14 protein-coding genes are annotated in these 12,911 nt (G+C 59.1%); 8 read left to right on the forward strand and 6 right to left on the reverse strand.

Going from position 1 to position 12,911, the window contains the following annotated elements; translation table 11 throughout:
• The first annotated feature begins 96 nt into the window (after positions 1–96).
• Entirely contained in the window at positions 97–1,215 is a 1,119-nt protein-coding gene (locus PM04_RS01145; RefSeq protein WP_038002831.1) for an ABC transporter ATP-binding protein, read from the forward strand.
• Here PM04_RS01145 and PM04_RS01150 read toward each other — a convergent pair.
• Entirely contained in the window at positions 1,212–1,715 is a 504-nt protein-coding gene (locus PM04_RS01150) for a flavin reductase family protein (RefSeq protein WP_038002833.1), read from the reverse strand. The two genes, PM04_RS01145 and PM04_RS01150, sit on opposite strands and share 4 nt — an antisense overlap.
• A 130-nt stretch (positions 1,716–1,845) precedes the next feature.
• Here PM04_RS01150 and speB point away from each other — a divergent pair, with 130 nt between their 5' ends.
• From speB to PM04_RS01165, 3 genes are all read left to right on the forward strand, one after another.
• On the forward strand, positions 1,846–2,814 hold the full coding sequence (gene speB, locus PM04_RS01155; protein ID WP_038003811.1) for an agmatinase: 969 nt from the start codon (positions 1,846–1,848) through the stop codon (positions 2,812–2,814).
• Between the two features lie 128 nt (positions 2,815–2,942).
• Positions 2,943–3,890 carry a lipoyl synthase gene (gene lipA / locus PM04_RS01160; RefSeq protein WP_038002835.1) on the forward strand — a complete coding sequence of 316 codons (948 nt, stop codon included), beginning with the start codon at positions 2,943–2,945 and terminating at the stop codon, positions 3,888–3,890.
• A gap of 119 nt (positions 3,891–4,009) precedes the next feature.
• Entirely contained in the window at positions 4,010–4,552 is a 543-nt protein-coding gene (locus tag PM04_RS01165; protein ID WP_038002838.1) for a hypothetical protein, read from the forward strand.
• On the opposite strand, the gene hpt is transcribed toward PM04_RS01165, so the two are convergent.
• A complete protein-coding gene (gene hpt, locus PM04_RS01170) occupies positions 4,543–5,100 on the reverse strand; it encodes a hypoxanthine phosphoribosyltransferase (protein ID WP_152593998.1) in 558 nt (185 codons plus the stop codon). The genes PM04_RS01165 and hpt overlap by 10 nt on opposite strands.
• An 81-nt stretch (positions 5,101–5,181) precedes the next feature.
• Here hpt and PM04_RS01175 point away from each other — a divergent pair, with 81 nt between their 5' ends.
• A complete protein-coding gene (locus PM04_RS01175; RefSeq protein ID WP_038002843.1) occupies positions 5,182–5,625 on the forward strand; it encodes a type II toxin-antitoxin system RatA family toxin in 444 nt (147 codons plus the stop codon).
• A gap of 41 nt (positions 5,626–5,666) precedes the next feature.
• Here PM04_RS01175 and PM04_RS01180 read toward each other — a convergent pair whose 3' ends face one another.
• From PM04_RS01180 to PM04_RS01195, 4 genes are all read right to left on the reverse strand, one after another.
• Complete coding sequence (locus tag PM04_RS01180) at positions 5,667–6,848, reverse strand: ammonium transporter (protein WP_038002845.1); 1,182 nt, start codon at positions 6,846–6,848, stop codon at positions 5,667–5,669.
• Between the two features lie 185 nt (positions 6,849–7,033).
• Positions 7,034–7,540, reverse strand: a complete 507-nt coding sequence (locus PM04_RS01185) for a CinA family protein (RefSeq protein WP_038002848.1) — start codon at positions 7,538–7,540, stop codon at positions 7,034–7,036.
• Complete coding sequence (locus tag PM04_RS01190) at positions 7,540–8,034, reverse strand: phosphatidylglycerophosphatase A (RefSeq protein ID WP_038002851.1); 495 nt, start codon at positions 8,032–8,034, stop codon at positions 7,540–7,542. The genes PM04_RS01185 and PM04_RS01190 overlap by 1 nt, the downstream gene beginning before the upstream one ends.
• The gene (locus PM04_RS01195; protein ID WP_038002853.1) at positions 8,031–9,188 is read right to left on the reverse strand and encodes a bifunctional 2-C-methyl-D-erythritol 4-phosphate cytidylyltransferase/2-C-methyl-D-erythritol 2,4-cyclodiphosphate synthase; all 1,158 of its coding nucleotides are present in this window, start codon (positions 9,186–9,188) and stop codon (positions 8,031–8,033) included. Before PM04_RS01195 ends, PM04_RS01190 begins: the two co-directional genes overlap by 4 nt.
• 220 nt (positions 9,189–9,408) lie before the next feature.
• Between PM04_RS01195 and dusB the strand changes: the two genes are divergently transcribed.
• Genes dusB through PM04_RS01210 form a run of 3 tightly spaced genes read left to right on the forward strand, consistent with a single transcriptional unit; the run spans position 9,409 to position 12,844 of the window.
• Positions 9,409–10,392 (forward strand): tRNA dihydrouridine synthase DusB, encoded by a 984-nt coding sequence (gene dusB, locus PM04_RS01200; protein WP_052068263.1) that lies wholly within the window; start codon positions 9,409–9,411, stop codon positions 10,390–10,392.
• Entirely contained in the window at positions 10,389–11,453 is a 1,065-nt protein-coding gene (locus PM04_RS01205) for a nitrogen regulation protein NR(II) (RefSeq protein ID WP_038002854.1), read from the forward strand. The genes dusB and PM04_RS01205 overlap by 4 nt, the downstream gene beginning before the upstream one ends.
• Positions 11,454–11,476: 23 nt before the next feature.
• Positions 11,477–12,844: a sigma-54-dependent Fis family transcriptional regulator gene (locus PM04_RS01210; protein WP_038002856.1), complete on the forward strand. Its 1,368-nt coding sequence runs from the start codon at positions 11,477–11,479 to the stop codon at positions 12,842–12,844.
• Positions 12,845–12,911: the final 67 nt, after the last annotated feature.

The raw sequence follows: 12,911 nt of genomic DNA on the forward strand, positions 1-12,911 counted from the left end.
TCCGCGACATATACCGGACAGCCTGCGTCTTGCCTCGGTTCCGTGTGGCTGATACGTCCCAAGTAATTTTGTCAGAATAAGACACCGGAGATCGCCGTGCCCGACACATCGCCCCGCTTAGAAGTGCGCAACCTTGTGCGCCGGTTTGAGGGCACATGCGTTGTCGACGACATCTCGCTGAGCGTCGCACCGGGCCAAGTCACATGCCTGTTGGGGCCATCGGGGTGCGGTAAATCCACGACGCTGCGGATCATCGCGGGCGTGGATTGCCAAGACGCAGGTGAAGTCCTGATTGACGGCCACGTTGTGGCGGCTCCCGGTCATTTTGTTCCGCCTGAGGCGCGCGGCATTGGCCTTATGTTCCAAGACTTTGCCCTGTTTCCGCACATGAGCGTCGCGGACAACATCGGTTTTGGCCTCAAGGCCACGGGCGGTGAACGAACCGCGCGGGTGGACAAACTGCTTGAGCGCGTGAACTTGTCAGGTTTTGGCAACAAGGCCCCCCACATGTTGTCCGGCGGAGAACAGCAGCGCGTTGCATTGGCTCGTGCGCTTGCCCCACGCCCGCGCATTATGCTTATGGATGAGCCGTTTTCCGGCCTGGACAACCGCCTGCGTGATGGCATCCGGGATGCCACGCTGGAGCTGTTGAAGGAAGAAGGCAGTGCGGTGTTACTGGTCACCCATGAGCCGGATGAAGCGATGCGCATGGCCGATGAGATAGCATTGCTGCGCAACGGCAAGATCGTGCAACGCGCAGCCCCGTATAACATCTACAATCAACCCGCTGACCGCCGCGCGGCTGAGTTCTTTAGTGATGTCAACGTCCTAGAGGGTCAAGTTCAGGCGGGCCTTGCCCATACACCCTTTGGTGAGTTTTTGGTGCCCGGCGTGGGCGATGGCACAAACGTGGATATTGTGTTTCGGCCGCAGCACGTTTCGCTCGACTTTGATCGCAACGGTCGTGGGCCTGCGCCGACGCCGCAACACGGCACGCCTGCGCGGGGTATCGTGCACCGGGCGCGGTTCATGGGGCGCGAAAGCCTTGTTGAGTTTACGGTGGCCGGTGGCGCGATGGTCAAGGCAACGGTGCCCGCCGTTTTCCTGCCGAAACCCGGCACGGCACTTTGGCTGAGCATCCGGCGAGACCGGTGTTTTGTTTTCCCTAGAGGGCAGGTGGCCCCGCAGGACCTGCCGGAGCGCGCCGCGAGCTAGGCGGGCTCAGCGCGCAAATAGGACCGCATACCGTAGACCAGCGGCTTGCCCTCATCGCGCAGGCGTACTGCCACGACCGATCCGATCACGACATAATGCGTGCCCACCAGTTGCGCGCTGCTGAGCGTGCAATCGAATGAGGCAAGTGCCCCGTCCAGCGCGGGTGCCCCGGTTTTCATTGGCACATGTGAGACAGCGTTGAACTTGTCGCCGCCGGGGGCGGGCAGGCGGCTGGCAAAGACATTGGCTACGTCCTGCTGGCTCGCCTCTAGCAGATTGATCACAAACGCTTTGTTTTCCATCATGGGGGCGGCCGCACTGCTGGTCGTGTTGACACACACCAGCATTGTAGGCGCGTCGCCATCGGCGGAAATGCTGGTCATCGCAGAGACCGTCACACCGGCGCGGCCTGCGGGGCCATCGGTCGTGACCACAGTAACGGTGGCCGCGGCGCGCGACATCCCGTTGACGAAATCGGCCCGCAAGGCGGTGTCTGGCATCATGCTCTCCTACGTTGAGGCTCTAGATAAGACGCGGGCGCGCGGCGTCGACCCCAAAATGTGCGACTCTGCTTGGCAGTTACGCATGGGTATGGTTTTGATGGCGCCAAGTCGCAAGAAGGGAACGCAGATGTCACTCGCCAAAGCACGCAGCAACGTGGATCGGGCCTTTGCGCCCGGTGATCCGAGGGGGCTTGCCTTCGAAAACGCCTTTGGGGGGGCGACGTCGTTTTTGCGTCGCCAGTACACCAAGGACCTGACGGGGTTTGATCTGGCGGTCACGGGTATTCCTTTTGATCAGGCCGTGACGCACCGCCCCGGCACACGGTTCGGCCCGCGCGCGATCCGCGAGGCATCGAGCCTGCAAACCTTTGATCCGCCCTACTATTGGGATTTCGACCCACTGTCGGAATTTGCGATCGCGGATTACGGCGACCTGGCCTTTGACTATGCGAAGATCTCGGATTTCCCGGAGGCGTTGCGCGCACACGCCCGCAGCATCCTAGAGCAAGACGCAGGCATGATCTCGCTGGGCGGTGACCACTACGTCAGCTTTCCGATCCTGCAAGCCCATGCAGAGAAATACGGGCCCCTCGCATTGGTGCAGTTTGATGCCCATTCCGACACCTGGCCCGATGATGACATGACGCGGGTTGATCACGGCACCATGTTCTACAAGGCTGTGAAATCGGGCATCGTCGATCCCAAACGCTCGGTTCAGATTGGCATCCGTACCGTGAACCCAGACACACTGGGGGTGACGACAATTGACGCCCGCGCGGTCCATGAGGCCGCACCCGGAGCAGTGGCCGCGCAAATCAAAGAGATCGTCGGCGATGGGCCATCATATCTGACCTTTGATATCGATTGTCTCGATCCGGCCTTTGCGCCCGGAACTGGAACGCCCGTGTGGGGTGGTCTGAGCTCGGGCCAAGCAGCTGCGATTTTGCGCGATCTGGCCGGGATCAACATTGTGGGCGGCGACGTGGTCGAGGTGTCCCCCCCATACGACACGACGGGGGCTACGGCGATTGCCGGGGCGCATGTCGCGATGGAGCTGATTTGCCTGTGGTGTTGGACGCGCCGTCAAATCGCTTGAGGCTGGAATGTAGGGGTCGCGGCAATGCGCCACTGGATTTTTTGTCCGGCGATATATAGTTCAATGTTCAACTAAGCCCCCCTTGTGGGGCAGCGATGCGCGCGACCCGCGCCCAAGGAGCCGACCAGATGCGTGACCTGAAAATTCCCGAACAGCGGCACCCTGAAAAGCAGCGCCGTGCAGATGCGCCTCAGCCCAAAAAACCAGACTGGATCCGCGTCAAAGCGCCTGTCGGCAAGGGCTATCAAGATACGTATCGCATCATGCGTGAACACAAGCTGACCACCGTGTGCGAAGAGGCTGGCTGCCCCAATGCCGGCGAATGCTGGTCCCAAGGACACGCGACCATGATGATCATGGGCGAGGTCTGCACCCGTGCTTGCACGTTCTGCAATATCGCGACGGGCAAGCCCCCAGAAGACCTCGATGTGTTTGAGCCTGGCCGGGTTGCAGACGCAGTCAAGAAACTGGGCCTCAATCACGTTGTGATCACTTCGGTGGACCGGGACGACATTGAGGATGGCGGTGCGGAGCATTTTGCGCAAACCATCCGCGCGATCCGTCGCCAATCCCCCAACACCACGATCGAAATTCTGACGCCGGATTTCATCAAGTGTGATCCTGCGGTGCTAGAGATTGTCGTGGCAGCAAAACCGGACGTGTTTAACCACAACCTCGAAACCGTTCCGGGCCTGTACCCTGAGGTGCGCCCCGGCGCGCGCTACTTCCACTCGCTGCGGTTGTTGCAGCGCGTGAAGGAACTGGATCCGACCATGTTCACCAAGTCTGGCATCATGGTCGGCTTGGGTGAGGATCGCCAATCGGTCCTGCAAGTCATGGATGACATGCGCGCGGCGGACATCGATTTTCTGACTGTTGGGCAGTACCTGCAACCGACGCCAAAACACCACCGGGTGGATCGTTTTGTGACGCCAGATGAGTTCAAGTCCTACGAAACCGCGGCCTATGGTAAAGGGTTCTTGATGGTCTCGGCCACGCCTTTGACCCGCTCTAGCTATCACGCGGGCGACGATTTCGCCAAATTGCGTGCCGCGCGTTTGGCAAAGCTGGGCTGATTTTCGGGGGCTGCCATGTGCAGTCCCTAAACCTTTACACAAATCGCCCAAGGCCTGCCGCATTCGTGCCCAAGTTGCCGGACACTGTTCCCTCATCACCAGTAGAGAGGGAGAGACAGATGGCACACCCAAAAGACGGCGGCTTGATCAAGACCTATGCCGCGCTCAGCTGGATCATCCTGCGGCTCTATGCGCTCGCGTTTTTGGGGTTGGCGTATATCGCGGTGCAATGGTTGGACGTGGCCAACCCGCTGTTGGCAACGCTGTCGTTTGGGTTTGATCCGTTGCGCGCGATTGTGGTGTTGGCCTTTGTGGGCACGTTCCTATTGCTGCCCCCCCTTACGCCCGGATTTTTGCGCACCCCGCGCAGCATCATCGCAGGCGCGCTGAAGTCCGTAATCATCGTGGGATTTACTTATTACCTGTCGCTCACCGTGCCCTTGGTGCTGCAAACGGGGTTGGTGCCGAACGGTGCTGAGTTGGCAAGTCTTGTGCCGCTAACCCTCAAATCCATTGCGGCCACGGCGATTGCCGGCTCAATCCTTGTGGCCTGCTCGCAGCAACTGAGCCGCGCACGGCTCAAAGCGCAGGGATTAGCCGCCAGTGCCGCAGCCCCGCAGGAGCTGCGCCATTTACGTCATTTACGGATGAATCAGCCCTGATCTGCTTCGGGGCCTGTGAACCGAACCTTGCCGATAAAGGGCAGGTTGCGATTGCGCTGTGCGTAGTCGATGCCGTAGCCGACCACGAATTCATCGGGGATTTCAAAGCCGGTCCAACTCGCCTTTACGTCCACCTCACGCCGGGCAGGTTTGTCGAGCAACGCAATGGTCCGCAACCGAGCGGGCCCGCGTGTTTCCAACAGCTTGAGCACGTGATGCAGCGTAAAGCCCGTGTCCACGATATCCTCAACCAGCAACACATCGCGGCCCGCAATCTCGCCGCGCAGGTCTTTGAGTATCCGCACCTCACGGGAGCTTTCCATACCGTCCCCGTAGGAGGACGCCTCAAGGAAATCGACCTCAACCGGCAGGTCCAATTCCCGCACCAGATCGGCGATGAACACGAAGGAGCCGCGCAGCAGGCCCACGACCACCAGCTTGTCCGTTTCAGCGAAAACGGTTTCGATATCCCGGGCTAATTCTTCGATCCGCGCGGCGATTGCCTTGGCGCTGATCATTTGGTCGATAACATAAGGTTGCGCCATTATGCCCCTCTTGGTGCGGTTTTCCTTGAATCTTCCGCGCAAAGATACGACATCCACCGCCACTGTCACCCGCGAAATGGCCCCATGCCCACTCATTCTGAAACACGCACCTTACCCTATTCCGCCGCGCAGATGTACGCGCTTGTGGCGGAGGTGGATAAATACCCTGAGTTCCTTCCCTGGACGGCGGCGGCACGCATTCGCTCGCGCACGCCCCAAGGGGCATCCGAGGTCATGCTGGCGGATTTGGTGATCTCTTTCAAAGTGTTCCGCGAAAAATTCGGTTCTAAGGTGGTGCTCCACCCGGACGCCTTTCAGATCGATACCGAGTATCTGGACGGTCCGTTCAAATACATGAAGTCGAACTGGCATTTCACGGATTGTGAGGGGGGGTGCGAGGTCGCATTCTTTGTGGATTTTGAGTTCCGCAACGCGATTTTGCAAAAGGTCATCGGCGTCGTGTTTAACGAGGCGATGCAGCGTGTGGTTGCGGCGTTTGAGAAACGCGCGCAGAAACTTTACGCCTAAGGTCCGCAGGGGCGACGGCCAGCGCCGCCCCCAAAGATATCTTACGACGTGTGGTCGTAGGCACGTTCACCATGTAGCGACAGATCAAGGCCTGTGACCTCTGCCTCATCGCTGACGCGCAGGGGGGCGATCATCCGGGTGACCAGGACCAAAACCACCGTCACGGCGACCGTGAACACACCGACGATGGCCAATGCACCCAGCTGTGCCGCCCAAGCGCCGGCGCCAAAGACCGCGATCATGATCGTTCCGAAAATCCCGCCCACGCCGTGCACCGCAAACACGTCGAGCGTATCGTCGATCTTGAGCATGTTGCGGATGACGTTGACGGCCTCTTGACACAGAATGCCCGCAACCGCACCGATGATCAGGGCTTCGACCGGGCCGACAAAGCCGGACGCAGGCGTGATAGAGGCAAGGCCCGCAATCGTGCCCGTTACGATACCCACAAGCGATGCGGTGCCGTACTTCAACTTTTCCCACAGGGCCCAAGTCAGGGACGCAGTCGCCGCCGAAATGTGCGTGACCGTCAGGGCCATCGCCGCGCCACCATCTGCCGCCAGTTGTGAGCCGCCATTAAAGCCGAACCAACCGACCCACAGCATCGCAGCACCCAGAAACACCATGCCGGGGTTGTGCGGGGGTTTGCTGCGGTCCTTGCGTGCGCCCAGCATCACCGCGATGACCAACGCGGCCAAGCCGGCCGTTTCGTGCACCACGATGCCGCCTGCAAAATCCCGCACGCCGATATCGCCAAAGATGCCACCGTCGGACATAAAGCCGCCGCCCCAGATCCAGTGCACCACGGGCGCGTAGCACAACAGCATCCACAGCCCCGAAAATACCAACACGAACCTAAAGCCGATCCGCTCAACGTAGGCGCCGACGATCAGGGCAGGTGTGATGATCGCAAAGGTCATTTGGAAGGCGAAAAAGAGGACCTCGGGCAGGGTCCCGCTGAGGCTATCGGCGGTGACGCCGGCCAAGAACATCTTGTCCAAGCCGCCCCAATAGCCGCTCGTGCCGCTGCCGAATGCGATAGAGTAGCCAAACGCAAGCCACAGAACGCTCATCAAACAGGCGATCGCGTAGCATTGCATAAACACGCTCAGCACGTTTCGTGCGCGCACAAGCCCGCCATAAAACAACGCGAGCCCCGGTAGTGTCATGAAGAGGACCAGCGCCGTTGCGACGATGATCCAAGCGGTATCTGCACCATTCATAGAAAAAGTCCCTCGGTCTTTTTATTGTGATCCGGTGCTTGAACAGCCTGTGGGCCGCATAAAAAAGAGGCGAGGTGGCAATGACGTGCGCAGAAATAGGAAAGATTAAAAATTAGGCGATATGGTGGTGGGAAATTGCTGGGATGACCTAAAATTAGGCACGGAAAAAACAGGCGCGGCGGCACCTAGCCGTAGGGTTTCAGGTCCAGATCGTGTCGAATTTCGCCCGTGAGGCACAACCGAAGCGCGTGATCGCGGGCCGCAAAGCGAACCTTTTCACGACCCAATGCGCCGAAATCAATCGTCTGTGCGCGGGCATCTTCATGGACGCCGTCACGCCGTGCGAGGGCAAAACACACCCGACCTTCGGGCTTATAATCTGATCCGCCTGGGCCTGCGATGCCTGTTATCGCGACGGACAAATTCGCTTGGGGCAGGGCGCGGAGCGCGCCAATAGCCATCTCCCACGCGCACTCTTCGCTGACTGCGCCATGGGTGCTGAGTGTTTCGGCCCGCACCCCCAAAAGTGCCTGTTTTGCGTCGTTGGAATAGGTGACAAGGCCGCCCATCAAAACCGTGCTTGATCCCGGATGATCGCTAAGCGCTGCTGCCACCAGTCCGCCGGTACAGCTTTCGGCAGTGACAAGCTTAACGCCACGGGCAATGAGGGTTTGCAGGTCCTCGGGCGTCATCACATGACACCGTGCGCGACGACTGCGGCCATTGCCACGCACATGCTGGCTAAGCCTCCCGCGACCACATCATCCAGCATCACGCCAAGCGCGTCTTCGCGCCGATCCGCAAGCCCGACGGGGCCGGGCTTTAGGATGTCGAACACGCGAAAAAACACGAATGCCGCGACCAATCCGGGCCACATCGCCAATGGATCAGCCCCCGACATTGCGGCGCCAACGGCCACAGGCAAAAGTGCTATCCATTGGCCTGCGACCTCATCAATCACGATCTCGGATGGGTCGTGATCTTCCTTGCCGCGCGTGGCTTGTTCGGTGGCCCACCAGCCCAATCCAAACACGAATGGAATGGCCAACAGGAATAGCGGTAAGCCGCCGAGTGACCACAAAACCCAAGCCAATGGAAACGCTGCGAGAGACCCCCATGTGCCCGGCGCTGGCCGCAATCGACCCACATAGCCGACGGTGGCGATGGCTTCGGCAAGCACGCTCATTGGCCGATCAGGGTGACTGTTGCGATACAGGCAATCCCCTCTTTTCGTCCTGTGAAACCAAGCTCTTCTGAGGTGGTGGCCTTAACGCTAACCTGCCCAAGTTCTAACCCCATGAGGCGGGCCATTTCAGTGCGCATAGCCACGGAATGAGGCCCGATTTTGGGCATTTCGCAAACCAGCGTGCAGTCAACATTGCCAATCCGGTAGCCGCGATCACGGGCCAATTCGACAGCATGACGTAGGAATATTTCGGACGCCGCGCCCTTCCACTGTGGATCACTGGGGGGGAAGTGTTGGCCGATATCACCCTCTGCCAGCGCGCCGTAGATTGCGTCCGTTACGGTGTGCATTCCGACATCTGCGTCCGAGTGCCCCTGAAGCGCCCGATCATGGGGGATTTTGACCCCGCACAGGATCACATGATCGCCGGGGCCAAAGCGGTGTACGTCATAGCCATTGCCAAGCCGGATATCCATGTGCGCGGGTCCTTTCAGGAGGTGATGCGCGCGTGCGAAATCCTCCGGGTGTGTAATTTTGATGTTGTTATCATCGCCTTCCACGATTGCGACGTCCAGCCCATGATCGCGGGCGACCTCGACATCATCGGCGGCGGGCCGCGTACGGGCGGCGTGGGCGGCGCGGATTGCGGTCAGCTCAAACCCTTGGGGCGTTTGTGCGCGGTACAGGCCGCTGCGATCTTGGGTGCCGGTTACACGTGGGCCTTCGGTGCTGTCGCCCCCGGTCCACAGCGCATCGGTGACGGGCAGGGCAGGTGCCGCAGCCGGGTTGGAGTGTAGTGCTTTGATTACCCGATTAACGACTGCGGGCGTGACGCAGCACCGGGCGCCATCGTGGATCAGGACATGGGTCGTGCCCTCTGGCACAGCCTCAAGTCCCGCGCGGACCGAGCCATCGCGACTGTCAGCGCCGTTTACATCAATGACCGGGATATGAATCGCCGACAAATCGAGCGCCTCAAAAAGTCGCGTATCATCCGGGTGGCGCACGACGACAATCGCCGCAACCTGCGGCGCGAGCGCGCGCAGCGTCCATTCCAGCACAGGGCGCCCGGCAACATGCTCATATTGTTTGGGTTTTTGCGTGCGCGCCCGGGTGCCTCTGCCCGCCGCGACCACAATTGCGGTCAATTGCATCCCCGCCTCACTTTCCTCGACATTTGCCTCTGAGCTACTTATTCAGCGCAGCGCTGGCAATGCCCTGTGCGTTCGTAAGGAATTATAGCTTAATTTTTGTGCAATTGGTGAATTTCGCGGCATTAATGGGCTGAATGCTTTGATACTCGGCAGGTATGCGGCTAACTCAAATCAATAAATCCGGGCAAATCGCCCAAAGAAACATCTCTAGGACCATCTTTTGGACATACGCTTAAAAGAACTCGGCCTGACATCGCCAGTTGCGTTGGCCCCGCTTGCGGGGATCACGGATTTGCCGTTTCGCCGTCTTGTGGCTGGCTTCGGCGCAGGATTGGTCGTGTCTGAAATGGTGGCAAGCCAAGAGGTTGTGCAGGCCAAGCCAGAGGCACGTGCTAAGGCCGAGTTGGATATGGCTGGGATTGGGACGTCGGTGCAATTGGCTGGTCGCGATGCCTATTGGATGGCCGAGGCGGCGCGGTTTGTGGCCGGGCAGGGTGCGTCCCGGATAGACATCAATATGGGATGCCCCGCGAAAAAGGTGACGTCCGGGTATTCAGGTTCGGCTCTGATGCGGGATTTGGATCACGCGCTCACGTTGATCGAGGCGGTGGTTGATGCAGTCGACATTCCCGTCACGCTCAAAACGCGCTTGGGCTGGGATGATGCGCTGTTGAATGCGCCGGATCTGGCGCGCCGGGCCGAAGCCGCAGGCGTGCGTATGATTACGATCCACGGACGGACCCGGTGCCAGTTTTATAAGGGCCACGCCAATTGGGATGCGATTGGTCAAGTGGTTGATGCGGTTGATATTCCTGTGCTCGCGAACGGTGATATCGTCGATACAGAAACTGCACATGCGGCGCTTGCGGCCTCTGGCGCGGCGGGTATTATGGTGGGGCGTGGCGCGCAGGGCAAGCCATGGCTGCTGGCGGAAATTATGGCCGGACTACAGGGCGAGAGCTATGATACTGGCGCATTCAGAAAGACGCTTAGTGACATCGCCTCGGCCCACTATGATGAGATGCTGTCGTTCTATGGCGTAGCCCTCGGCGGCAAAGTCGCGCGCAAACATTTGGGCTGGTACATGGATACAGCCCAGACCCCAGCGCCGTTACGCAAGGAAGTTTTAACCGCCACGCCCGAACAGGTCCGCAGGTTGCTGCCGATCGCCTTGGGCGAACACGCACAGTTGGAGGCGGCATGACAGTGCATCCTACGGAAACGCTCTGGTCGTCACTGCCTGTGGCTGCCCTTATTGTGAATGAAAACAACGATATAAGTCATGTGAATGGGGCAGCGGAAACGTTCCTGAACGCCTCGGCTCGGTCGCTTGAGGGCAAGCCCGTGTGGGACATGGTGTCGGTCGATGTCTCCCTTGATGGGACGTTTGAGAGGGTCCGCAAAAGCCTCGCGCCGCTGTCGTTGCATAGCGTGAAGGTCGGAAGTGGCACCAAAGCCGCTGAGCCTTGTGACATTCAGATCGCTCCGTTGTTGGAAATCCCCGGCCACACGCTGATCCTATTGCTACCGCGTGAAATCGCGGACCGTTTGGGGCGCGCGCAAGACAGCCAGACAGCCGCGAAATCCGCTATTGGGATGGCTGAAATGCTCGCGCATGAGATTAAGAACCCTTTAGCAGGCATTACCGGTGCCGCGCAGTTATTAAGCATGAACCTATCCAAAGAGGATCAAGAGCTGACAGATCTGATCGTCGAGGAAAGCCGCCGCATCGTGGCCCTGCTGGAACAGGTTGAGCAATTCGGCAATCTCCGCCCGCCGGAGCGTAAAGCGGTTAACATCCACGATGTGCTGGACCGTGCCCGTAAGTCGGCAACGGTTGGGTTTGCCGCGCATTGCATCATTGAGGAACGCTATGACCCCTCGCTGCCAGCGACCTTTGCGGATGCGGATCAACTGCTTCAGGTTTTCCTCAACTTGCTGAAAAATGCGTCTCAGGTGTTGGGAACGGGCGGCAAGATCATCATTCGCACCTTCTATGAGCTATCGCTCCGTGTGCGTAGAGCTGATGGCACCGGCGCTGCTGTCCCGCTTCAAATTGAGATTAGGGATGATGGTCCGGGTATTCCGCCAGAGATGATGGATGACATTTTTGACCCCTTCGTTTCGGGCCGCGAAAACGGAACGGGCCTCGGTCTCGCACTCGTGTCGAAAATCGTGTCCGAGCACGGTGGCTGGATTACGGTGGATTCCGTGCCCGGTCGCACTGTGTTTCGCATTTCTCTGCCCATCGCACCTAAAATTTAAGACGACTGACTAAAGGATTTATCATGGACGGCACTATTCTTGTTGCAGACGACGACCGCACCATTCGGACGGTTCTCACACAGGCTCTGACGAGGGCTGGCTGCAAAGTTCATGCGACCTCTAGCTTGGTTACGTTGATGCGGTGGGTTGAGGAAGGCAAAGGTGATCTAGTTATCTCAGATGTGGTTATGCCGGACGGTAATGGATTGGAAACACTACCGAAAATAACTGCTGTACGTCCGGGCCTACCAGTGATTGTAATCTCGGCCCAAAACACGATTATGACCGCCATTCAGGCCGCAGAGGCGGAGGCATATGACTATCTGCCCAAGCCGTTTGACCTACCCGACCTGATGAAGCGCGCGGGTCGCGCATTGGCACGTCAAACCAAGGCACCCGCTAAAGACGAGGCAGAGACTATGGGGGCAGAGGACGATCTGCCTTTGGTCGGGCGGACGCCTCAGATGCAGGCGCTTTATCGCTTGGTCGCCCGCGTCATGAACACTGAGTTGACGGTCATGATTACGGGCGAAAGCGGCACCGGCAAAAGCTTGATTGCGCGCGCGATCCACGACTTTAGCGACCGCCGCACGCTGCCGTTTGTCGTGGCCAGCGATGTTGATCTGGAGGGGGCAGAAGGCCCATCAAATGTCATCGCGAGAGCAAAAGGGGGCTCACTTTTGTTTGATGAGGTCGGTGATCTGACGATGGAGACGCAAGGGCGTTTGGTGCGATTGTTGGATGCGTTGGGCGACTCGATGCCCCGTATCATGGCGATTTCACAACAGAGCCTTGCCGATAAGGTTGAGGCCGGCACCTTCCGGGATGATCTGTTTTATCGCCTTACCGGTGTGACACTGTCGGTGCCCAGCCTGCGTGAGCGGGTGGACGACATCCCGCTTTTGGCGATGCATTTTCTCGCCCGTGCCGAGCGAGATGGCAGCCCCGTGCGGCGTTTCTCGGACGACGCGATGTCATCAGTGCGCAGTCACAACTGGCCGGGAAACGTGCGCCAACTTGAAAACGTTGTGCGCCGCCTTGTGGCGACCAGTTCGGCCGAGGAAATCACTCTGTCTGAGGTCCAATCGGTGCTCGGCTCGGTTCCTACCGTTGCGTTCCAAGGCAACGGGCCAGATACGCAAAAGCTGTCGGCTTCGGTCGAAAAACACCTGCAACGGTATTTCGATTTGCACGGCGGGCAGCTTCCGCCTCCCGGGTTGTATCAACGTGTGTTGCGCGAAATCGAGGCCCCGCTCATCGAAATCGCATTGGATGCGACCGGCGGGAACCAAGCTAAATGTGCGGACTTGCTGGGCATCAACCGCAATACTTTGCGTAAAAAGATCACTGAGCTTGAAATTCAGGTGACACGCCGTCGCAAACTGATGTAAAAGAGCAACATGTAACGTGGCGGGAATGTAACAGCCGCGTCGGCAGTCCACAGGCAGGGGCTGACCG

It is taken from the genome of Thalassobacter sp. 16PALIMAR09 (assembly GCF_000765485.1).
GTDB lineage: Bacteria > Pseudomonadota > Alphaproteobacteria > Rhodobacterales > Rhodobacteraceae > Thalassobacter > Thalassobacter stenotrophicus.

Bases quoted from the DNA above. Each gene is read 5' to 3' on its own strand.
- lipA (WP_038002835.1), top strand. From the start codon at position 2,943: ATGCGTGACCTGAAAATTCCCGAACAGCGGCACCCTGAAAAGCAGCGC.
- speB (WP_038003811.1), top strand. From the start codon at position 1,846: ATGTCACTCGCCAAAGCACGCAGCAACGTGGATCGGGCCTTTGCGCCC.
- PM04_RS01205 (WP_038002854.1), top strand. From the start codon at position 10,389: ATGACAGTGCATCCTACGGAAACGCTCTGGTCGTCACTGCCTGTGGCT.
- PM04_RS01195 (WP_038002853.1), bottom strand. From the start codon at position 9,188: ATGCAATTGACCGCAATTGTGGTCGCGGCGGGCAGAGGCACCCGGGCG.
- PM04_RS01180 (WP_038002845.1), bottom strand. From the start codon at position 6,848: ATGAATGGTGCAGATACCGCTTGGATCATCGTCGCAACGGCGCTGGTC.
- PM04_RS01210 (WP_038002856.1), top strand. From the start codon at position 11,477: ATGGACGGCACTATTCTTGTTGCAGACGACGACCGCACCATTCGGACG.
- PM04_RS01165 (WP_038002838.1), top strand. From the start codon at position 4,010: ATGGCACACCCAAAAGACGGCGGCTTGATCAAGACCTATGCCGCGCTC.
- PM04_RS01190 (WP_038002851.1), bottom strand. From the start codon at position 8,034: ATGAGCGTGCTTGCCGAAGCCATCGCCACCGTCGGCTATGTGGGTCGA.
- PM04_RS01175 (WP_038002843.1), top strand. From the start codon at position 5,182: ATGCCCACTCATTCTGAAACACGCACCTTACCCTATTCCGCCGCGCAG.
- PM04_RS01185 (WP_038002848.1), bottom strand. From the start codon at position 7,540: ATGACGCCCGAGGACCTGCAAACCCTCATTGCCCGTGGCGTTAAGCTT.
- PM04_RS01150 (WP_038002833.1), bottom strand. From the start codon at position 1,715: ATGCCAGACACCGCCTTGCGGGCCGATTTCGTCAACGGGATGTCGCGC.